Genomic DNA, 18546 nt, shown 5'->3' on the forward strand with positions numbered 1-18546 from the left:
CGGGCTCTAGCGCCGCTTGCCCCGCCGCTTCAAGTGCAGGTCGCGCAACATGCGGCGAAGCCCGTCTTCGGTGGTCTCCGGCGGTTGCCAGTTGGTGGCGGTGCGAAAGGCCCTGTCGTCCACCACGAGCGACCCGAAGACGTGCTCGTACTGCTTCTTGCGTCCGAAAAGGCTCGCGAGCCTCGCAAGGGTATGCGTCGGCAGGGAGAAGAGGCGCGGCGAGCGGCCCATCTCCTGGCGCGAGAAGGCGACCATCTCGCCGAGGCTCCAGGGCTCGCCGTCGCAGATCAGGAACGTGCCGCCCGCCGCATCCGGGGCCGCTGCCGCGACAGTCAGCGCATCCACCGCATTGGCGATGGACAGGAGACTGCGGCTGGCGCTGGGCGCCGCGAGCGGAAGCGGCACCGGCAGGCTGGAGATGCGCAGAAGCGCGGCGACGCCGCCCCGTCCCCCCGGTCCGTAGACCGGCGGCAGGCGGAGAACGACGCCTTCCGTCGAACCGGAACCGAGCGCGCCCCATACGGCGGTCTCGCCGGCGAGCTTGGACGAGGCATAGGCGTTCTGCGGTCGCTCGGGCGCGCTCTCGTCGAAGGGTTCGGACGTCAGCGGGTGCACGAGGTTGGTCGAGGCGTAGACGAACCGCCCGACGCCGCGTCGGACGGCGGTCTCGGCGAGCGTTTTGGTCACCGCGACATTGGCCTCCATCAGGGCCGCGTCGTCCCGGGCGGCCGCTTCCGAGCGCGCGGGGTTAAGCGCCGCCAGATGGATCACCGCGTCGAGGCGTTGCGGCCAACCCGCCCAGTCGTCGACCTGCCGCAGATCGTCCGGCGCGCCGTCGCGACCGCGCGAAACGGCGGTCACCTCGTCCCCACGTTCCGTCAGATGGGCGACGAGGTGCCGGCCGATGAAACCGGATGCACCGGTCACGAGAATGCGCACGTCGGATCGTCCCCCACTTGCTCTGTCCGCGTTTTCGCGGCACTCGCCACTCATGAAGCGTGTGTTCGACATTCTGGCAAGCGGTGTAGGCCTTATCGTGTTCGGTCCGGTGATCCTGATCCTGGCCGCCCTGGTGCGTCGGGACAGTCCCGGACCCGGAATTTTCGCACAGGAGCGGGTCGGGCGAGGCGAGCGCGTCTTCACCTGCTACAAGTTGCGGACGATGCGACAGGGCACCGTGTCGGCGGCCTCGCACGAGACGCCGGTGTCGGCGGTGACGCGCCTGGGCACCTTTCTGCGCAAGTGGAAGCTGGACGAGCTGCCCCAGCTGTGGAACGTCTTCAAGGGCGAAATGAGCTTCGTCGGCCCGCGTCCCTCGCTGCCGGTGCAGGGCGAGGTGATCGAGGCGCGGCGCGCGCGCGGCGTCTACGCATTGCGCCCCGGCATCACCGGGCTCGCGCAGGTCCAGGACATCGACATGTCGCAGCCGGAGCGACTGGCAGAGGCCGATGCCTTGTATCTGGCGAAGCGCAACATCTTCGGTGACGTGCTCCTGATTCTGCAGACGGTCACGGGCAGAGGGCGAGGGGATCGTGTCGGAACCGAGCGCAACTGACGGTCTGCGGATCGCGACATGGAACCTCCACGGCTTCGTCGGCGAGGGGCGACGGCCCGATCCCCACCGCAGCTTCCGGGTGATCGACAGCCTGGCGGCGGACATTCTCGCGCTTCAGGAAGTGGACGGGCGGACGCACCTCAGGCGCCTTCCACAGGCATTCGAGAGGGTGCGGGACGCGCTCGGCGGCCATCTGGTCGAGGCGCGTCTCTTCGGTCCTTCGGGACGCGAATACGGGCACGTTCTCTGGTCCCGCCATCCGATCGAGACCTCCGCAATCCACCCGCTCCCGGGACCGGGCATGGAGCCGCGCGGGGCGATCGAGGCGTTGATCGTGACACCGCTCGGACCGCTGCGCATCGTTGCGGCGCATTTCGGCCTCGACCCCCGCTGCCGACCTCGGCAGGCCGCTGCCGTCGTCGGTCTCAGGACGGCGGGCGTGCCGACGGTCGTGCTGGGCGACTTCAACGAATGGTGGCGCGGGGGGCCCGTGCATCGCCGGCTCGCGTCGGCGCTCCCGGTCCACACGCCCGTGCCGACCTGGCCCGTCGGGCGACCCTTCGCCTGCCTCGATCGGATCTACGCCTCGTCGGACGTGACGCTCCGCACCATCCGGGCGCGGTCGGATGCGGCGGCAGCGTCCGACCATCTGCCGCTCGTCGCCGAGATCGTGTTCTAGCTGCCTGCCTGTCGCATGGTCCGGATGCGAGAGCCGACACGGTTTTCGCCGGAGATGCTCTAGCGCCGCGTCTTCGGATCGAACCGGTCGCGAAGACCGTCTCCGACGAGGTTGAAGCCGAGAACCGCGAGCGCGATCGCGCAGCCCGGCGCCAGCGCCAGCCAGGGGGCGGCGCCCATGTAGGTCTGCGCATCCGCCAGCATCCGTCCCCAGGAGGGAGCGGGCGGTGGCCGGCCGAGGCCGAGATAGCCAAGGCCCGCTTCGGTCAGGATCGCGAGGCCCAATTGCAGGGAGACCTGGATCGCGATCGTGCCGGCGATGTTGGGCAGGACGTGCTGCCGGGCGATCGCCGGCCCGCTTCGCCCGAGCGCGCGCGCGGCGGTGACGAAGTCGCGCGCGAGGACCGACACCGTCGCGGCCCGCGTCACGCGCGCGAAGACCGGCAGGGTGAAGAGGGCGATCGCGCTCGTGGCGCTCCAGAAGCCCGACCCGAGGGCCGCCGCCAGCATCATCGCCGACAGGAGAGGCGGGAAGGCGAAGAGGATATCGACGGCGCGCATCAGGGCCTCGCCGATGCGCCCGCCGACCTCCGCCGCCAGAAGCCCGACCGACCCACCAAGAACGGTGCCGATCGCGACGGCGACCAGCGCGGTGCCGAGGCTGTTGCCGGCGCCGAGCATCAGAAGCGACAGGACGTCCCGCCCGAGCTGGTCGGTGCCGAGGAGCCCGCCGGACAGCGGCGCTTCGAGCCGCTCGGCGAGGCGCAGCCGTAGCGGATTGGCGGAAGGGGTCCACCAGGGGGCGACGAGCGCTGCCCCTGTCAGCGCGGCAACGATGAGGCCGCCGACGAGAAGGCGTGCGTTGGCGCGACCCCGCCTCACGCCGGCGACCTCGTGCGCGGATCGATCCAAAGTTGCAGGAGATCCACGAAAGCGTTCACGAGAAGGACGCTGGCCGCGAGCAGCAGCGCCACGGCCTGCATGGTCACGAGATCGCGCTGCACCAGCGCCTGGTAGGCGAGTTGTCCGAGACCGGGCAGGGCGAAGACGTTTTCGACGAGGACGGCGCCCGCGACGAGGAAGGCGAACTGGAAGCCGATGATCGTGAGAATCGGGGGCAGTGCGTTCGGCGCGCCGTGGCGCAGGAGTGCGGCCGTATCCGAAAGGCCCTTGGCGCGCGCGGTGCGCAGGAAATCCTCGCTCGCCGTCTCCAGAAGCGCGCCGCGGGTCACGCGGCACAGAACGGCAGCCTGCGGCAGGGCGAGCGCGACGGCCGGAAGCAGGAGCGATTTAAGCGCCACACCGACGCCCGACGTCCAGCCAGGGAAGCCGCCGCCCGGCATCCAGCCGAACGTGGTGGAAAAGACGAGGATCAGAAGGAGCCCGATCCAGAAGTTCGGCACCGCCATGCCGACCTGCGCGAAGACCGTCGCCGATCGGTCCGCCCACCCGCCCGGTCGGCGCGCGGCGAGGAAGCCGGCGGAAAGACCGAGCGCCAGCGCGAGCCCGAGCGACAGGACGGCGAGCGGCAGCGTCACGGCGATCCGCTGGCCGATCAGGCCCGAGACCGGCATCCCATAGGTCAACGAACGCCCGAAGTCTCCCGTCAGCGCCGCACCGAGCCATCCGAGCCAGCGAAGGATCACCGGCTGGTCGAGCCCGAGTTCGGCACGTAGCGCGGCCAGCGTATCGGGACGCGCCGAGGTCCCCAACATCACCGAAGCCGGATCGCCCGGCAGGAGGTCGAACACCACGAAGACGAGAAGCGATACGCCGACCAGAAGGGCGAGGAGGCTGCAGGACCGCCGGAAAAGGAGAGCCGCCAAGACGATCGTTCGACTTACTCGGTCCAGCGGACGTCGGTCAGATCGTTGGACGGGATCGGCTCGTTCGCCCAGAGGCCGGTGAGACGCTTGTCCCAGAGGCCGAGCTTGGGCATCACGAAGAGGTAGAGGGCAGGAAGATCCGCGGCGAGGATCTCCTGAGCGCGTCCGTAGTGCTCGAGACGCGTCGCCTCATCGGCAGCGCGTTCGGCCTCGTGATTCTCCGTGTCGAAGGCTTCGCTGCGGTAGCCGAAATAGTAGTCCGGCCGGGCATAGATGCCGATGTCGAGCGGTTCGGCATGGGCGACGATCGTCATGTCGAAGTCGTGCCCCTTGAGCACCTGGTCGACCCAGACGGCGGGAAACTCGGTCGGCACGATCTCCAGCGTCACCCCGATCTCGGCAAGGAACGCCTGAAGGATCTCGGACGTGCGCGTGGCGTAGGCCATCTGCGGCGTGCGGATCGTCGTCTTGAACCCATCGGGATAACCGGCCTCGGCGAGCAAGGCCTTGGCGGCTTCCGGATCGTAGGGTGCGACGCCCGTCAGGTCGCGATAGCCGGGATCGTTGGGTGTGTAGTGGCTGCCGATCGGCTGGCCGTAGCCGCTCATCGCCGCTTCCACCAGCCCGGCACGGTCGACCGCCATCATCAGGGCGCGACGCACGCGCGGATCGTCGAAGGGCTTGCGGCGCAGGTTCATGCCGGCGACGACCTTGAGCTCGGTATTGCCGACGACGCTGGCAAGCCGCGGATCGCCCTCGAAGCTCTTGTAGAGTTCGGGGGCGCCGAATTCGGCGATGGCGTCGACGTCGCCGGACCGGATCGCCGTTGCCTGCGCCTGCGGGTCGGTGATGAAGCGGAACTCGGCTTCCCGCAGCGCCGGCCTGTTCGCCTCGTCCCAATAGCTCTCGGCCCGCTCCAGGCGGACCCTGTCGCCCGGCCGCCATTCGGCGAACCGAAACGGTCCGGTGCCGACGGGCTGGGAACGGTTGGTCTCGGCTGAGCCAGGCTCCACCATGACGGAGGCCGGCCACCCCAGCCAATAGAGCAGGTTGCCGGACGGCTCCTTCAGGTGCAGCACGAGCGTCGCGGGATCGGGCGTCTCGATGCTGTCGATGACCTGGAAGAACTGCTTCTGCGGGTTGGTGGACGTCTCTCCCCGCGCCCGATCGAGCGTGAACTTGGCAGTCGACGAATCGAAGGCCGCGCCGTTGTGGAAGGTCACGTTCTCCTGGAGTTGAAACGTGATGGTCTTCGCGTCTTCGGAAACGGTCCACTGCTTGGCCAGCTGCGGCAGGACCTTGCCCTCGGCGTCGATCCGCGTCAGCCCCTCGAACAGGTTCTGCCAGACCACCTGGCCAATGAAGACGGGCGCGGCGATCGTCGGATCGAGCCCCGCCGGCTCGACGCCGATGCTGATCGTGATCGTATCGCGGGGCGCGGCGCCGGCAGGCGCGCTTGCGGCGAGGAGCACCAGCGCGGCGGCCGTCATTCGCAGGGCGCGGAATGAGAGGATCGTCATGTCTGCTGATCTCCGCTGTGCGGCGGTTCGACGCCGTTGAAGCCCATGGCGGGGCGGCCATAGGCACCATATGGCCTTGCGAAAGTCGAGAGTGCGCCGCGAAGAAACATGCGGACTGCGCCGCTGCAGAAACTTGACTTCAGTTCTCCACAAATCGTAGGCCGGAGCATCTTGATAGGAGCCGGCATGGATCAGATCGAACCGATCGCGCAGTCGACCGACGCGGGGCGATCGACGCGCCCGCTGGTCTCGCGGCTGTCCGCTCCCGTCGCCGACCGCGCGGAGTTCCTGCGCCATCTCCTCGAACACCTCGACGAGGATGCCGCTGATTCCGTCGATCCCGACGGCGAGACGCGTCTGATGCTATACGACTGCGACATGCGCCTGCGCTTCTCCGGCCCGACGCTCTCGGTGGTCGTCGAGGGTCGGGAGCCCGGTCAGCATGGCGTCGCCAAGGGCGTCGTCGCTTATTACCTCCAGCATATCCTCGGCGACGATTGCCCGCCGCTGGTCTGGTCGGGGGACGGGGCGGACACGCGCGAACTCGCGCATTTCCGCGAAATGCGCGTGGTGTCCTCGATCCAGCTGACGCCGCATATGCGCCGCGTGCGGCTGGCGGGCAGCGATCTCGCCCGCTTCGCGAGCGGTGGCCTGCATGTCCGGCTTCTCTTCCCGCCGCAGGGGCGAACGCCGGTCTGGCCGCATTCCGGACCCGCCGCTCTGCCGGTCTGGCCGGAGGGCGAGGACGAACTCGTCACCCGCGTCTACACGATCCGAAACATCGACGCCGAGGCGGGCCATGTCGACATCGACGTGGTGCTGCATGATCCGCCAGGCGCCGGCTGTCGCTGGTGCCGGGAGACCCGGCCCGGCGATCCGGTCGGCATGCTCGGACCCGGTGGGGGCGAGGTCGGAAAGGCGGAGCGCTACCTTCTGCTCGGTGATGAAACCGCCCTGCCGGCGATCGCCCGCACGCTCGCAGAACTCCCCGACGACGCGAAGGGCCATGCCTTCATCGAGGTGGACGGGGAAGACGAGGAGCAATCGCTGCGCCATCCCGTGGGGATGCAGGTGCGATGGCTCCATCGCAACGGAGCGCCGGCCGGCACCACCACGCTTCTGGAGGACGCGGCGCGCGCGTCGGTGGCGCCGGGAAGCCCGCCGCCCTTCGTATGGGCAGGCTGCGAGTTCGAGGCCTTCAAGGCGATCCGCCGCTTCTGCCGCAAGGACCTCGGGCTCAGGAAGAACGGGCATCTGGTCGTCGCGTACTGGCGGCGCGGCAAGAGGCAGGACGACGCACCGTCCGCCGACGAGGAGGCGTGAGCCGGTCGGCTCACGCTCCGAAGAGCGTCAAGCAGTCAGCACGACCTTGACGCTCTGGCTGCGGTCGAGGGCGAGGCGGAACGCGTCCGGGGCCTCCGTCAGCGGCCGGCGCGCGGTGACGATCGAGAGGACGTCCACCTTGCCCTGCGAAATCAGGCCGACGGCTTCCGCGAACTCGACGTCGAACCGGAAGGAGCCGCGCAGGTCGAGCTCCTTCGACATGACCGAATTGGCCGGGATCGGCAGCGGTCCGGCGGCCAGGTTGCCGACCTGCACCACGATGCCGCCGCGGCGCACGTTCTGGATGGCCGAGGACAGGCCCTGCGGGGTGCCCGAGACCTCGAACACGACGTCGGGCGGCGTGATCTTCGAGAAGCCGTCCGCATCCTTCGACAGATCGATGACCTCGTCCGCGCCGAGCTTGCTGGCGAAGGCGAGGGGAGCCGCGGCCATGTCGACGACCGTGGTGCGGCCTGCGCCCTTCAACTGGGCGGAGAGGAGCGTGAAGAGACCGATCGGCCCGGCGCCGACCACCGCGACCGACTTGCTCGTCAGATCGCCCGCGCGCTTCACGGCATGGAGGCAGACAGCCAGCGGCTCGGCGAGCGCCGCCGCTTCGATCGCCACGTGGTCGGGCACCGGCACGCACTGGCCGGGTGTCGTGTCGAAATAGGAGGAGAAACCGCCCTGCATGTGCGGGTTCTTCGAGGCCGAACCCATGAAGAACACGTTCTCGCAAAGGTTTGCCCGGCCCTCGCGGCAGCGCGGGCACTGGCCGCAGGGGCGGAACGGGTTGACCGCGACGCGTGTGCCGGGCTCGAGGCCCGTGACGTCGGAGCCGACCGCGTCCACGATGCCGGAAATTTCGTGGCCCAGCACCAGCGGTTCGCGCACGACGTAGTCGCCGGTCTTGCCGTGGCGGAAGTAGTGCATGTCCGAACCGCAGATGCCGCCGGCTCCGAAGCGGATCCGCACGAGCCCCGGCGCCAGCGCGCCGAGATCGCGGTCCACGACCCGGAGGTCCTCTGCGCTGAAGATCGTCGCTGCGCGCGCGGTGTTCATTGGATCAGTCCCATCTGCGTCGGAAGCCAGAGCGTTACTATGGGGAAGAAGGTGATGACCAGCAGGGCCAGGAACAAGGGCACCAGCCAGGGCAGGATCGCCATCGTCGTTCGCTCCACCGACAGCTTCGCGACCCGCGACAGCACGAAGAGCACCATGCCGAGCGGCGGATGCAGCAGGCCGATCATCAGGTTGAGCGTGAGGATCAGGCCGAAATGCACGGGGTCGATGCCGAGGCGCAGCGCGATCGGCAGGAGGATCGGCACGACGATGGTGATGGCCGCGATCGTGTCGAGGAAGCATCCGACGATCAGGAGCAGGATGTTGACGAGGATCAGGAAGACCCACGGGTTGTCGGTGATCGAGAGGATCAGGTCCGACATTGCCTGCGCGGCCTGGCTGACCGTCAGGAGCCAGGCGAAGACGGAAGCCGCGGTTACGATGAAGAGCACCGACGCGGTGGTCTCGATCGTGTCGAAGCTTGCCTTCGCGAGGGTACGGAACGTCATGGTGCGGTAGCGCACGAGGCCGAGAAAGAGCGACCAGATCACGGCCGCGACGGCCGCTTCCGTCGGGGTGAACCAGCCCATGGTCATGCCGCCGATGAGAATCACGGGCGTCATCAGCGCCATCACGGCGGAGAAGTCGAACTTCCAGTCCAGCGCGACGAGCGCGGCCAGCGCGATCAGCACCGACAGGTTCAGGGACAGGCCGAGGTGGACCAGCACATAGACCGAGATCGGAAACAGCGCGACGACGAGGATCTCGAGCGAGGCCGACAGGAGACGGCGCATCTCGAAGGGCGTGTCGGAGCCCCAGCCCTTGCGATAGGCGAAGATCGCCACGGTGATCATCATCAGCACCGTCATCACGACGCCGGGGATGATGCCGGCCATGAAGAGCGCGCCGATCGAGACGTTGGCCATCATCCCATAGATCACGAAGGGCAGGGACGGCGGGAAAATCGGCCCGAGGGTCGCGGACGCGGCGGTGACGCCGACCGCGGCCTCCACGGGGTAGCCGTGGTCCTTCATCGCCTTGATCTCGATCGTGCCGATGCCGGCGGCGTCCGCGAGCGCGGTGCCAGACATGCCGGAGAAGATCACCGAGCCGATGATGTTCACCTGCGCGAGGCCCCCCTTCATCCAGCCGACGAGGGCGACGGCGAAGGCGTAGATGCGGCCCGTGACGCCCGCAACGTTCATCAGGTTGCCGGCCAGGATGAAGAAGGGCACGGCGAGGAGCGGAAAGCTTTCGACGCCGGCCATCATACGCTGGGCGATGATGATGTCGGGCGCGACGCCGTAGATCAGGAGATAGAGGCCCGAGGCGACGAACATGGAGATCGCGACGGGCACGCCGACCACCATGAGGACGAGAAAGGCGCCGATCAGAACCAGCATGGATTACTCTCCCAGGCCGTCGAAGGCGCCGGGGCGCTCGAGAACGGAATAGCCGCGGCGCCAATTGCCCCAGGCGACCTGGACGGCGCGCAGGAGCATCAGCACGAAGGCGGCGAACACGGTGTAGAAGACGATCGAGCGCGGCAGGTCGATCGTGACCATCCGCTCGCGCGAGACCACGTTGACGTAGCGCCATAGGAGATACGAGGCGTAGGCGAAGAAGGCGATGCGCAGGACGTCCACGAAGGTGGACAAGAGCCGCGCGATACCAGCCGGGAGGTAGTGGTAGAGCACGTCCACCTGAATGTGGCGCGACATGCGCACGCAGGCGACGGAGCCCAGGAACACGACCACCACGAGGCAGTTGATCGCGATCTCCTCCGTCCACGCCAGGCTGTTGTTGAGGACGTAGCGCGTGAAGAACTGGAGGAACACGCAGACCGCCATGCCCCAGAAGACAAGGAGCGTCACCCAGTCCTCGAAGGAATAGGGCGAGAGGTCGGCGGTCGGGCCTGAGTCCTCGAAGGCGTGCGCGATCTCTTCGGGCGTGGTCTGCGTGTGGTGTTCTGTGGCCATGACGGCTCCTTGCGGGGCGCCGGGGCCCCGCGTGACGTTCGGCGCGGAAAGGATGGCAAGCGGCCGCGCCGCGCCCCGGTCTCGCGGGACGCGGCATGGAGGGGCGTTACTGGACGGCGCGGATGGCGTCGTAGTCGGCCTGGCGGTAGCCGTAGGTCTCCAGCGGCGCCTTTTCCTTCACGTTCTTCTCGAAGTCGGCCTTGTCGACCTCGACGACGTTGAGGCCCTTGTCCTTGAAGGTCTGGACGAGCTTCGCCTCGCGCTCCTGCACGATCTTGGTGGCGCGCTCGGCGGCCTCCAGCGTCACCTCGGTGAAGATCTTCTTGTCCTCGTCGGAGAGCGAGGCCCAGCGGGTCTGCGAGATCACGGTGTTCAGGTGGTCGACGATGTGGCCGGTGAGGGCGATCGTCTTCTGCACTTCGTAGAACTTCTTGGCCTCGATGGCGGTGAGCGGATTTTCCTGCGCCTCCACCGTGCCGTTCTGAAGCGCCAGATAGACCTCGGCGAAGGCGATCGGCGCTGTGTTGGCGCCGCAGGCGCGCGGCATGGCGAGATAGGCCGGCACGTCCGGCACGCGCATCTTCACGCCGGCGAGGTCGGCGCAGGTCTTGATGTCCTTGTTCGCCGTGGTGTGGCGCGTTCCGTAGTAGGTCACGGCCGTGATGTGATGGCCGGACTCTTCCTCGTAGCCCGCCGCGAGTTCGCGGAAGATGTCGCTCTTGGTGTAGGCGAGCAGGTGCTCGGGATTGCGGAAGATGTAGGGGTAGTAGGTCACCCCGATCGGCGTGAACTCGCGCGAGGCGAAGCTCGAACCGGAGATGATCATGTCCACGGTGCCGAGGGTCAGGCCCTGGTTGAGATCGGCTTCCTTGCCGAGCTGCGAGGCCGGGAAGACGCTGATCTCGTAGCGGCCGTCCGTGCGCTTCTTGATCTCTTCGGCCGCCCAGACGGACTCGGTGTGGAAGGGTTCCGTCACCTCGTAGACGTGGCCCCAGGTGAGCTTGGTCTGCGCGAGCGCAGAGCCCGACATGAGGGTGGCAAAGGCCAGGGCGCCGAGCGCCCATGTCGTCTTCGTCATCATGTTTCGTTCCTCCCGTTGATACCCGCGCCGGCCTTCGCCTTGCGCCGCGTTGGGGGCGCGTCCGGCATCCTCCCGCCGGCCTTGCCCATGCCGGCGTCCTCGCCGAAACTGTGTTGAAAGCGAAGCTGCGACTGGCGCAGGTGCTGGCGCATGGCGGCCTCGGCGGCTGCCGGATCTCCAGCGGCGATGGCGTCGCGCACCGTCCGGTGCTCGGCATGAGCCACGAGCCAGGTCTGCCCAGTCTCGAAATATTCCGAGAGACGCGCGAAATAGGGTGTCATGCGCTGATCGAAGAGTTCGCCCACGAAGCGCGTGACCACCGCATTGCCGAGAATCCCCGCAACGGCGACGTGAAACTCGCGGTCCAGTGCGATGGTCTCGGGCGAGGGATGGTTGCCGCTTTCCATGCGCGAGAGAATGGCATCGAGCGCCGCGACGTCCGTCGGCGTCGCCTTCACGGTCGCCTCGCGCACGAGCGCGCTCTCGATCAACTCGCGCGCGCGCAGCAGTTCGAAGGGGCCCTCGATCTCGCCGCCGACCGGCTCGTCCGCCGGCGGCGCCGTGACGTAGATGCCCGAGCCGACACGAATGCGGATGCGGCCTTCGACCTCCAGCGCGATCAACGCTTCGCGCACCGTCGGGCGCGAGATGCCGAGACGCTCGGCGAGTTCGCGCTCAGTCGGAAGCCGGTCGCCGACCCCGTACTCGCCCGACTCGATAAGAAGGCGGAGCTGGTCGGCGACCTGGCGATAGAGCCGGCGGGGTTCGATGGCCTCGAGGGGCATGCCGCAACAGCCCTCCCAAGCCGCGCGTTGGCCAATTGATCTGACCAATTGGCCAGATACTGTCCGGCTGTGTCGCTTTCGTCAAGCCGGCGTTACCGAGGCTTGTCCAGACCCAGGAACCGCGCCGTATCCGGATCCACCGGAATGCCTTCCGCCGTCCGCCGCGCTTCCACGTCCCACTCGCGATCGCCGGGCGCCATGACCTTACCGCCCTCCACTGGCGGAACGGCCCGCAGCGCTTCGAGATAACGCCGCATGCCGTCGGCGAAGAGTGCCGCCCCGGCGAAGCGTTCGGGATCGAGCGCGAGGAAGAAGTGTCCCATGTTGCGAGGGGTGCTGTAGTCGACGTCGCCGACCATCGGGATGAATTCGTGGTCGAGCGTGGTGCCGTTGAGGATGCCCGTGAACAGCGTGGCGACGCCGGCCAGCGCGGCGCCCTTGAAGCCATAGCCTTCGCCGCCGAGCGGCAGCAGCATGTCGGCCTCTTGCGGGTCGCGCGTGGCCAGACCCTGCGTGTCGGCCGCGACGCCGGCCGGCAGCATCTGCCCGAGCGAACGATAGAGGAGCACCCGGTTCATCGGGATCGAGGAGGTCGCCATGTCGAGGAGCCACGGCTTCTGTCCCTCTACCGGCGCTGCGAAGGCAAGCGGGTTGGTGCCGTGGAAGGCCTGCGTTCCGTCGAAGAGACCCACCACCGAATCGGTGTTGGTGGTGGCAAAGCCGATCATGCCGGCCTCGGCGATGGCCAGCGCATAGGCGCCGGCGGCTCCGAGATGGGACGAGCGCACGGCGCCCACCGCACCGATGCCGCTTTCCCGGGCGATCTCGACCGCGAACGCCGCGGCGCGATAACTCGTGAGATGGCCGAGACCGTCGTCGCCGTCCACGGTCCCGGTTCCGGCCGCGGTGCGCCTGACCGAGACGTTGGGGCGCGGATTGACGCGTCCGCCGGCGATGACCTTGCAGTAGTGGGGAACGAGCCGCACCCCGTGGCTGTCGACGCCGACGCGCGAGGCATGCATCAACGCCCGCGTGGTGGCGTCGACGGCTTCGCTGGAGGCTCCCGCCCCTTCGAGCGCCGCCCGGACGCTGAGCTTCAGTTGCGCCGCGTCGACCAAGATCGCGCTCGTCATGTCCGTTTCCTCCACTCGTGCCGAATGCATCCGCGTAGCGCGATCAGGCCGCGCGGCGCAAACGCTCTGATCGTGGGGACGACGGGAGAAGCCGTTTGAGATCGGCGTCGATCACCGCTATCGCAGAGATCGGAGGCAGACCCCGTCGCTGAGCCTCCGGGGAGGACGAATGAGCGAACGACCCTTGGTGATCGTCGCGCCGCATCCGCGCGACCTGGACATGATCTTCACGCCCGATGCGCTGGTCCGGTTCCGCGAGCGCTACGAGTTGGTGGAAACGACGGCCGGCGAGATCGACGCCCTGCCGGCCGATTCGTTGGCGCGGGCGCGCTACCTCGTCGGCCAGCCCGACATCTCGGACTCGCTGCTGGCGGCGATGTCGGGGCTCCGGGCCATCGTGAACGTCGAGGGCAACTTCACCGACAACATGCCCTATCAGGCCTGCTTCGAGCGGGGCATCCACGTTCTGATCACGAGTTCGGTCTTCGCCGAGCCGGTGGCGGAAATGGGCCTCGGCATGGCGCTGTCGCTGCACCGGCAGATCGCGGAAAGCGACGCCGCCTTCCGGCGAGGGGCCGAGGTCTGGGGCCTCGACGGCAACGGGTCCGCACGGCTCCTGTCCGGTTCGAAGATCGGCATCGTCGGCTTCGGGGACCTCGGCCGTGCCCTTCATCGGCTGCTCCTCGGCTTCCGAGCCGATGTGCATGTCTACGATCCCTGGCTGCCCGCCTCCGTCATCGCCGACCACGGCGCCGCGGCGGCGCCGCTGGAGGACGTTCTCGCGAACTGCGACACCGTGTTCGTCACCGCCTCCGTGACGGGCGACAACCAGCATCTCTTCGACGCTTCCGCGTTCGCCGCCATGAAGCCCGGTGCCGCGTTCGTGCTGCTGAGTCGTGCGGGGATCGTCGATTTCGATGCGATGCGCGAGGCGGCGCGGAGCGGGCGCATCAAGGTGGCGACCGACGTCTTTCCCGAAGAGCCGCCCACAACGGACGATCCCGTTCGCTCCACACCCAACCTTCTGCTTTCGGCGCATCGCGCCGGCGCCCTCGATGTCGTGTTCCAGCGCATGGGCGACATCCTCCTCGACGATCTCGCGCTGATGGACAGGGGGCTGCCCCCGGTTCGCGCCCGCCGCGCCGAGCGCGAGACCGTCCGCCGCATGCGCTCCAAACCCGTCTCCAAAAGCTGAGAACCGTTCCATGCTGAAGAACATCCCACCGATCGTGACGGCCGACCTCCTCACCATCCTCGCCGAGATGGGGCATGGCGACGACCTCGTGCTGGTCGATCGCAACTATCCCGCGGAATCCACCGCCGCCGAGACGGTGACCGGCACCTGCGTCCAGCTTTCCGGTGTCGGCACGACCGAGGCCGCAAAGGCGATCCTGTCGCTGCTGCCGCTCGATTCGTACGTGGACGCACCGGTCCGCCTGATGGCCGTCGTCGGCGATCCCGACGCCACCCCCGACGTGCATCGCGAGATGCAGGAGGTCGTGAATGCGGCCGAGGGCAAGGCGATCACCATCGAGCGCGTCGAGCGCTTCGCCTTCTACGACGCGGCGAAGTCGGCCTATGCCGTGGTGCGCACCAGCGAGGCCCGGCCGCACGGCTGCTTCATCTTCAAGAAGGGCGTCATCTTCGATTGATCGCGGAAGGAAATTTGACGGGCACAATCAGGTTTCCTACACGACGCGCGAGGGCCGGAACGAGCCCATGATACGGAGACCGGGAAGGCGGGCGTGTTCGCCCGTGCCCGGTCCGAGAGGCTGCCATGCTCGCGCGTTTCCTTTCCTACTACGCTCCTTGGCGCGGGCTGTTCCTGCTGGATTTCTCCTGCGCCGTGGTGGCTGGACTTCTCGAACTCGGCTTCCCGATCGCGGTGAAGCTCTTCGTGGACGACCTCCTGCCGAGCGGCAACTGGGGCATGATCGTCCTGGCGTCGGCGGGGTTGCTGGGCATCTACGTCCTCAATACGGGCCTGATGGCGGTGGTCACCTATTGGGGCCATATGCTCGGCATCAACATTGAGACCGAGATGCGCCGCAAGGCCTTCGAGCATCTTCAGACGCTCTCCTTCGGCTTCTTCGACAACCAGAAGACCGGCCACCTCGTCGGTCGGCTGACCAAGGATCTGGAAGAGATCGGCGAGGTTGCTCATCACGGGCCGGAAGACCTCTTCATCGCCGTGATGACCTTCATCGGCGCCTTCCTTCTGATGCTGTCGGTGCATGTCGAGCTGGCTGTCATCACCGCCGTGGTGGTGCCGGTCGGCTCCTGGGTGACGACGCGCTACGGCGCTCGGATGACCGCCACATGGCAGGCGATCTACGGTTCGATCGGGGACTTCAACGCCCGTATCGAAGAGAATGTCGGCGGTATCCGCGTGGTGAAGAGCTTCGCCAACGAGGAGCACGAGCGGGCCCTCTTCGCGCACAACAACACGAGCTATCGCTCCCGCAAGCTCGACGCCTACCGCATCATGGCTGTCAGCCAGTCGCTCAACTACCTGACCATGCGCCTGACGCAGGTGATCGTGATGCTGGCCGGCACCTGGTACGTGATGGCCGGTGAACTCAGCTACGGAGGCTTCGTCGGGTTCCTGCTTCTGGTCGGCGTGTTCTTCCGTCCGGTCGAGAAGATCGCCGCGGTGCTCGAAACCTATCCGAAGGGCATCGCGGGCTTTCGGCGCTACACCGAGTTCCTGGACACGGAGCCTGAGATCGCCGACGCGCCGGATGCGGTCGAACTTCGCGGCGCCCGAGGCGCGATCGCCTTCCGCGACGTCCATTTCGCCTACAAGGATTCGCGACCCGTTCTGAAAGGGATCGACCTCGACATCCGACCGGGCGAGACCGTGGCCTTCGTCGGACCTTCCGGGGCCGGCAAGACGACGATCTGCTCGCTGGTGCCGCGCTTCTACGACGTCGACGGCGGCGCGATCCTGATCGACGGGCAGGACATCCGTTCCCTGACGCTCGCGTCGCTTCGCCGGCACATCGGCATCGTGCAGCAGGACGTGTTCCTGTTCGGCGGCACGGTGCGCGACAACGTCGCTTATGGCCGTCTGGGCGCCTCCGAGGCCGAGATCGCGCAAGCGATCGAGCGTGCTCACCTCGCGCAAACCGTCGCGGCCTTGCCGGACGGGCTGGATACCGTGGTGGGCGAGCGCGGCGTCAAGCTGTCCGGCGGTCAGAAGCAGCGCCTGTCGATCGCGCGCATGTTCCTGAAGAACCCGGAAGTGCTGATTCTCGACGAGGCGACCTCCGCTCTCGACACCGAGACCGAGCGCGCCATCCAGGCCTCGCTTGCCGATCTCGCCCGGGGTCGCACGACGCTGGTGATCGCTCACCGTCTCTCGACGATCCGCCACGCCGACCGTATCGCGGTGGTCGTGGACGGTCATATCGCCGAACTCGGCACCCATGCGGAACTGATGGCGCAGGGCGGGGCCTATCTCCGATTGACGCAGGCGCAGGATCGCCTGCACCTTGGCGAGGACAGCGTGGCACGCCCGGCGGCGGAATAGCCGCCGGGCGTCGCTTCCTCACGCCGTCGGCATCTCGCGCCAGCCCCAGCGCTCGGCGAGTGCGAGGCAGTTCGCTGCTGTCTCGACGCTGCCCGTCGTGCCGACGCTGCGCAGCGATGCGGCCGCGCTGGCATGGGCGAGCTTGAGGCAATCGCCGACCGGCTGATCTTCGTGATGGCCGTACATGAAGCCGGCGGCAAAGGCGTCGCCGGCACCGTTCGCCCCGCGAACCTCGGACTGCGGTACGTTGACCGAGGGATGGCGATGCACCGTGCCGTTGCGCGTAAAGGCGACCGCCGCGCGCGGGAAGTGGATGGCAAGGACCTTGATGGCGCTCGCTTCCATGATGCGACGGCCGGCCGCCTCGCAGGCCGCGATGTCGGTCTGGCCGTCCCGGGTCGTCTGCGTGCCGGTGATCGCGCCGATCTCGTAGTCGTTGATGACCAGCGTATCGAGATGGGGCAGGCAGGGCTCGGCGAGTTCGCGCAGGCGCTCGGGCGCGATCTGCAGGAGCTCGAAATTCGTCTCCAGCCCTGCCGTGCGCGCTGCCTTCAGCGTCGCAACCCAGCCGTTCACCTCGCCCTTCCAGGCATTGTCCATCACGTCGTGGATGCCCGGCAGGCCGAGATGGAAGATGCGCGCGGTGGTGCTTCCGAAGTCGAAATGGTCGGGCGAGAGGAGGGCGCTCGTGCCCTGGTGGAAGATATGCGTGCGCTTGCCGGTGTCGCGCGCGCTGTAGGCGTCGGTGTAGTTGGTGCGCCCACCCTTGATCACGCGCATGCCGCTGCGCTCGATGCCGTTCTCGTCGGCATAGCGAAGGAGGATGCGTCCGTCCTCGTCGTCGCCGACGCAGCCGATGGTGGCCACCGGCATCGACGGGTCGAGCCGGCGGATGTCGATGCCGAAGTTGCAGGCCGATCCGCCGCCCTCGACACTTTCCTCGAGGATGCGCGTGACGGTTTCCTCGACCGGCCAGCGGTCGAGGAGCTTGTTGTGGTCGGCGCACCAGGTTCCCCCGGTGAGAAAGCCGCGCCGCTGCGCTGCCGCCATGGGGTCAGGCTCCCATTTTCAGCGACGGATCGGTGATCTCGAGATCCTCGGCCAGCGCCTTCTTCGGGCGGATGCCGTTCTTCTGGAGATGATCGTGGTAGGCCTTGGTCGCCTCCTCTGAGGAAACGTCGTCCTCGATCACCGAGCGCATGGCGCGCACGATGGCCTTTGAGTCCTCGGCAAAGAAGATCTTGCGGCCGAACAGGGCGACGCGCGCGCCGTAATTCTCGGCCTGCTTCACCATTTCCAGCGTGTCGCGGTTGGTCGACGAAGCGCCGCCCAGGATGCCGACGATGAGGTTGCCGGGGTCGAAGGACGCCAGCTCCTCGGTCGCCTTCGGGCCGTTGTAGACGACCTTCAGGAACTCCGGCCGGTCGTGCTTCGACACCCCGGCGAGGATCTTGGCGATGAAATCGTTGTTGTAGGTGTAGAAGTCCGAGCCCGGCGCCTTCACCTCGAACTGCGGATTGAACACCTCGAGGAAGTGGCGCACCCCGGACGCCGACGCCTCGTCGCGAAACTTCGCATAGGCCTCGATCGTACGCAGGTCCTGGTCGAGCTCGTTGAAGAAGGTCACGGCGTAGAGGCCGAGGTCCGAAACCGGCTTCACCCGGTCGAGGCGCGCTGTGCGGAAGGGCACGGTCGGCAGGTGCTTGTAGTTCGCGCCGCGCCAGTGCCAGATGTCGCTGCCGTCGTTGAGGCGCACGGCGGGCGTCACATCGGAATGGGCATAGGCGCCGCGCGACTGAAGGTGCTCGGCGGACGAAAGCGACGTCAGCATGATGTCGACGAGGCCGGACTGGACCATCTCCTCCATCGCGTCGCGATAGACCTTGAGCGGGCGCATGCGGCCCGTCGGCTTCCCCTCGGCGTCGTGCTCGGGGCCGGACACGCCGACGCCGAGCGCCATGTCGCCGTCCTTGGCGTCCGCGATGATGAAGTCCTTCGGCGTGTATTCGCCGCGCCGGATGCGGGCGAGCTTGAGGTCCATGGTCTTGGCGGTTGTGGTCATGGGTATGCGC

General features: G+C 67.6%; 18 protein-coding genes. 6 read left to right on the forward strand and 12 right to left on the reverse strand.

Translation table 11 applies throughout. The features are described from left to right. Positions 1–6: 6 nt before the first annotated feature. Positions 7–939: an NAD-dependent epimerase/dehydratase family protein gene (locus tag AUL34_RS12755; RefSeq protein WP_061934374.1), complete on the reverse strand. Its 933-nt coding sequence runs from the start codon at positions 937–939 to the stop codon at positions 7–9. A 52-nt stretch (positions 940–991) separates the two neighbouring features. Between AUL34_RS12755 and AUL34_RS12760 the strand changes: the two genes are divergently transcribed. After that, positions 992–1555 (forward strand): sugar transferase, encoded by a 564-nt coding sequence (locus AUL34_RS12760; protein ID WP_061934376.1) that lies wholly within the window; start codon positions 992–994, stop codon positions 1553–1555. Beyond that, positions 1533–2234 carry an endonuclease/exonuclease/phosphatase family protein gene (locus tag AUL34_RS12765; RefSeq protein WP_061934378.1) on the forward strand — a complete coding sequence of 234 codons (702 nt, stop codon included), beginning with the start codon at positions 1533–1535 and terminating at the stop codon, positions 2232–2234. The genes AUL34_RS12760 and AUL34_RS12765 overlap by 23 nt, the downstream gene beginning before the upstream one ends. Positions 2235–2293: 59 nt before the next feature. Here AUL34_RS12765 and AUL34_RS12770 read toward each other — a convergent pair whose 3' ends face one another. The 3 genes from AUL34_RS12770 to AUL34_RS12780 are packed head-to-tail and all read right to left on the reverse strand — an operon-like array spanning position 2294 to position 5579. Continuing rightward, a complete protein-coding gene (locus AUL34_RS12770) occupies positions 2294–3115 on the reverse strand; it encodes an ABC transporter permease (protein WP_244492551.1) in 822 nt (273 codons plus the stop codon). Next, the gene (locus AUL34_RS12775; protein WP_061934382.1) at positions 3112–4059 is read right to left on the reverse strand and encodes an ABC transporter permease; all 948 of its coding nucleotides are present in this window, start codon (positions 4057–4059) and stop codon (positions 3112–3114) included. Before AUL34_RS12775 ends, AUL34_RS12770 begins: the two co-directional genes overlap by 4 nt. Positions 4060–4073: 14 nt before the next feature. After that, the gene (locus tag AUL34_RS12780) at positions 4074–5579 is read right to left on the reverse strand and encodes an ABC transporter substrate-binding protein (protein WP_061934384.1); all 1506 of its coding nucleotides are present in this window, start codon (positions 5577–5579) and stop codon (positions 4074–4076) included. A gap of 186 nt (positions 5580–5765) precedes the next feature. Between AUL34_RS12780 and AUL34_RS12785 the strand changes: the two genes are divergently transcribed. After that, the gene (locus AUL34_RS12785) at positions 5766–6902 is read left to right on the forward strand and encodes a siderophore-interacting protein (protein WP_061934386.1); all 1137 of its coding nucleotides are present in this window, start codon (positions 5766–5768) and stop codon (positions 6900–6902) included. Positions 6903–6929: 27 nt separating this feature from the next. Here the strand turns inward: AUL34_RS12785 and AUL34_RS12790 are convergent, their stop codons facing one another. The 6 genes from AUL34_RS12790 to AUL34_RS12815 all read right to left on the reverse strand — a co-directional run bounded on the left by AUL34_RS12790 (position 6930) and on the right by AUL34_RS12815 (position 12942). Then, on the reverse strand, positions 6930–7964 hold the full coding sequence (locus tag AUL34_RS12790; protein ID WP_061934388.1) for an L-idonate 5-dehydrogenase: 1035 nt from the start codon (positions 7962–7964) through the stop codon (positions 6930–6932). Next, positions 7961–9367, reverse strand: a complete 1407-nt coding sequence (locus AUL34_RS12795; RefSeq protein ID WP_061934390.1) for a TRAP transporter large permease — start codon at positions 9365–9367, stop codon at positions 7961–7963. Before AUL34_RS12795 ends, AUL34_RS12790 begins: the two co-directional genes overlap by 4 nt. 3 nt (positions 9368–9370) lie before the next feature. After that, positions 9371–9943 carry a TRAP transporter small permease gene (locus AUL34_RS12800; protein WP_061934392.1) on the reverse strand — a complete coding sequence of 191 codons (573 nt, stop codon included), beginning with the start codon at positions 9941–9943 and terminating at the stop codon, positions 9371–9373. 106 nt (positions 9944–10049) lie between these two features. Next, positions 10050–11024 carry a sialic acid TRAP transporter substrate-binding protein SiaP gene (locus AUL34_RS12805; RefSeq protein WP_061934394.1) on the reverse strand — a complete coding sequence of 325 codons (975 nt, stop codon included), beginning with the start codon at positions 11022–11024 and terminating at the stop codon, positions 10050–10052. Next, positions 11021–11809, reverse strand: coding sequence for a FadR/GntR family transcriptional regulator (locus AUL34_RS12810; RefSeq protein ID WP_061934396.1), 789 nt, complete (start codon positions 11807–11809; stop codon positions 11021–11023). Before AUL34_RS12810 ends, AUL34_RS12805 begins: the two co-directional genes overlap by 4 nt. A 92-nt stretch (positions 11810–11901) precedes the next feature. Then, complete coding sequence (locus AUL34_RS12815) at positions 11902–12942, reverse strand: Ldh family oxidoreductase (protein ID WP_061934398.1); 1041 nt, start codon at positions 12940–12942, stop codon at positions 11902–11904. 169 nt (positions 12943–13111) lie between these two features. Between AUL34_RS12815 and AUL34_RS12820 the strand changes: the two genes are divergently transcribed. From AUL34_RS12820 to AUL34_RS12830, 3 genes are all read left to right on the forward strand, one after another. Beyond that, on the forward strand, positions 13112–14137 hold the full coding sequence (locus AUL34_RS12820) for a hydroxyacid dehydrogenase (RefSeq protein ID WP_061934400.1): 1026 nt from the start codon (positions 13112–13114) through the stop codon (positions 14135–14137). Positions 14138–14147: 10 nt separating this feature from the next. Further along, the gene (locus AUL34_RS12825) at positions 14148–14594 is read left to right on the forward strand and encodes an RbsD/FucU family protein (protein WP_061934402.1); all 447 of its coding nucleotides are present in this window, start codon (positions 14148–14150) and stop codon (positions 14592–14594) included. Between the two features lie 125 nt (positions 14595–14719). Beyond that, on the forward strand, positions 14720–16474 hold the full coding sequence (locus tag AUL34_RS12830; protein WP_061934404.1) for an ABC transporter ATP-binding protein: 1755 nt from the start codon (positions 14720–14722) through the stop codon (positions 16472–16474). Between the two features lie 18 nt (positions 16475–16492). Here the strand turns inward: AUL34_RS12830 and AUL34_RS12835 are convergent, their stop codons facing one another. Both AUL34_RS12835 and AUL34_RS12840 read right to left on the reverse strand, forming a co-directional pair. Beyond that, positions 16493–17524, reverse strand: a complete 1032-nt coding sequence (locus AUL34_RS12835; RefSeq protein WP_061934406.1) for a carbohydrate kinase family protein — start codon at positions 17522–17524, stop codon at positions 16493–16495. A 4-nt stretch (positions 17525–17528) separates the two neighbouring features. Further along, positions 17529–18536, reverse strand: coding sequence for a hypothetical protein (locus AUL34_RS12840; protein WP_202814952.1), 1008 nt, complete (start codon positions 18534–18536; stop codon positions 17529–17531). Positions 18537–18546: the final 10 nt, after the last annotated feature.

Origin of the sequence: Aureimonas sp. AU22 (assembly GCF_001463745.1) — a bacterium.
Taxonomy (GTDB): domain Bacteria; phylum Pseudomonadota; class Alphaproteobacteria; order Rhizobiales; family Rhizobiaceae; genus Aureimonas.

Excerpts from the sequence above, each read along its gene's own strand:
- AUL34_RS12815 (WP_061934398.1), bottom strand. The coding sequence starts at position 12,942 with ATGACGAGCGCGATCTTGGTCGACGCGGCGCAACTGAAGCTCAGCGTC.
- AUL34_RS12825 (WP_061934402.1), top strand. The coding sequence starts at position 14,148 with ATGCTGAAGAACATCCCACCGATCGTGACGGCCGACCTCCTCACCATC.
- AUL34_RS12840 (WP_202814952.1), bottom strand. The coding sequence starts at position 18,536 with ATGACCACAACCGCCAAGACCATGGACCTCAAGCTCGCCCGCATCCGG.
- AUL34_RS12810 (WP_061934396.1), bottom strand. The coding sequence starts at position 11,809 with ATGCCCCTCGAGGCCATCGAACCCCGCCGGCTCTATCGCCAGGTCGCC.
- AUL34_RS12790 (WP_061934388.1), bottom strand. The coding sequence starts at position 7,964 with ATGAACACCGCGCGCGCAGCGACGATCTTCAGCGCAGAGGACCTCCGG.
- AUL34_RS12760 (WP_061934376.1), top strand. The coding sequence starts at position 992 with ATGAAGCGTGTGTTCGACATTCTGGCAAGCGGTGTAGGCCTTATCGTG.
- AUL34_RS12820 (WP_061934400.1), top strand. The coding sequence starts at position 13,112 with ATGAGCGAACGACCCTTGGTGATCGTCGCGCCGCATCCGCGCGACCTG.
- AUL34_RS12780 (WP_061934384.1), bottom strand. The coding sequence starts at position 5,579 with ATGACGATCCTCTCATTCCGCGCCCTGCGAATGACGGCCGCCGCGCTG.
- AUL34_RS12805 (WP_061934394.1), bottom strand. The coding sequence starts at position 11,024 with ATGATGACGAAGACGACATGGGCGCTCGGCGCCCTGGCCTTTGCCACC.
- AUL34_RS12800 (WP_061934392.1), bottom strand. The coding sequence starts at position 9,943 with ATGGCCACAGAACACCACACGCAGACCACGCCCGAAGAGATCGCGCAC.
- AUL34_RS12795 (WP_061934390.1), bottom strand. The coding sequence starts at position 9,367 with ATGCTGGTTCTGATCGGCGCCTTTCTCGTCCTCATGGTGGTCGGCGTG.
- AUL34_RS12830 (WP_061934404.1), top strand. The coding sequence starts at position 14,720 with ATGCTCGCGCGTTTCCTTTCCTACTACGCTCCTTGGCGCGGGCTGTTC.
- AUL34_RS12835 (WP_061934406.1), bottom strand. The coding sequence starts at position 17,524 with ATGGCGGCAGCGCAGCGGCGCGGCTTTCTCACCGGGGGAACCTGGTGC.
- AUL34_RS12785 (WP_061934386.1), top strand. The coding sequence starts at position 5,766 with ATGGATCAGATCGAACCGATCGCGCAGTCGACCGACGCGGGGCGATCG.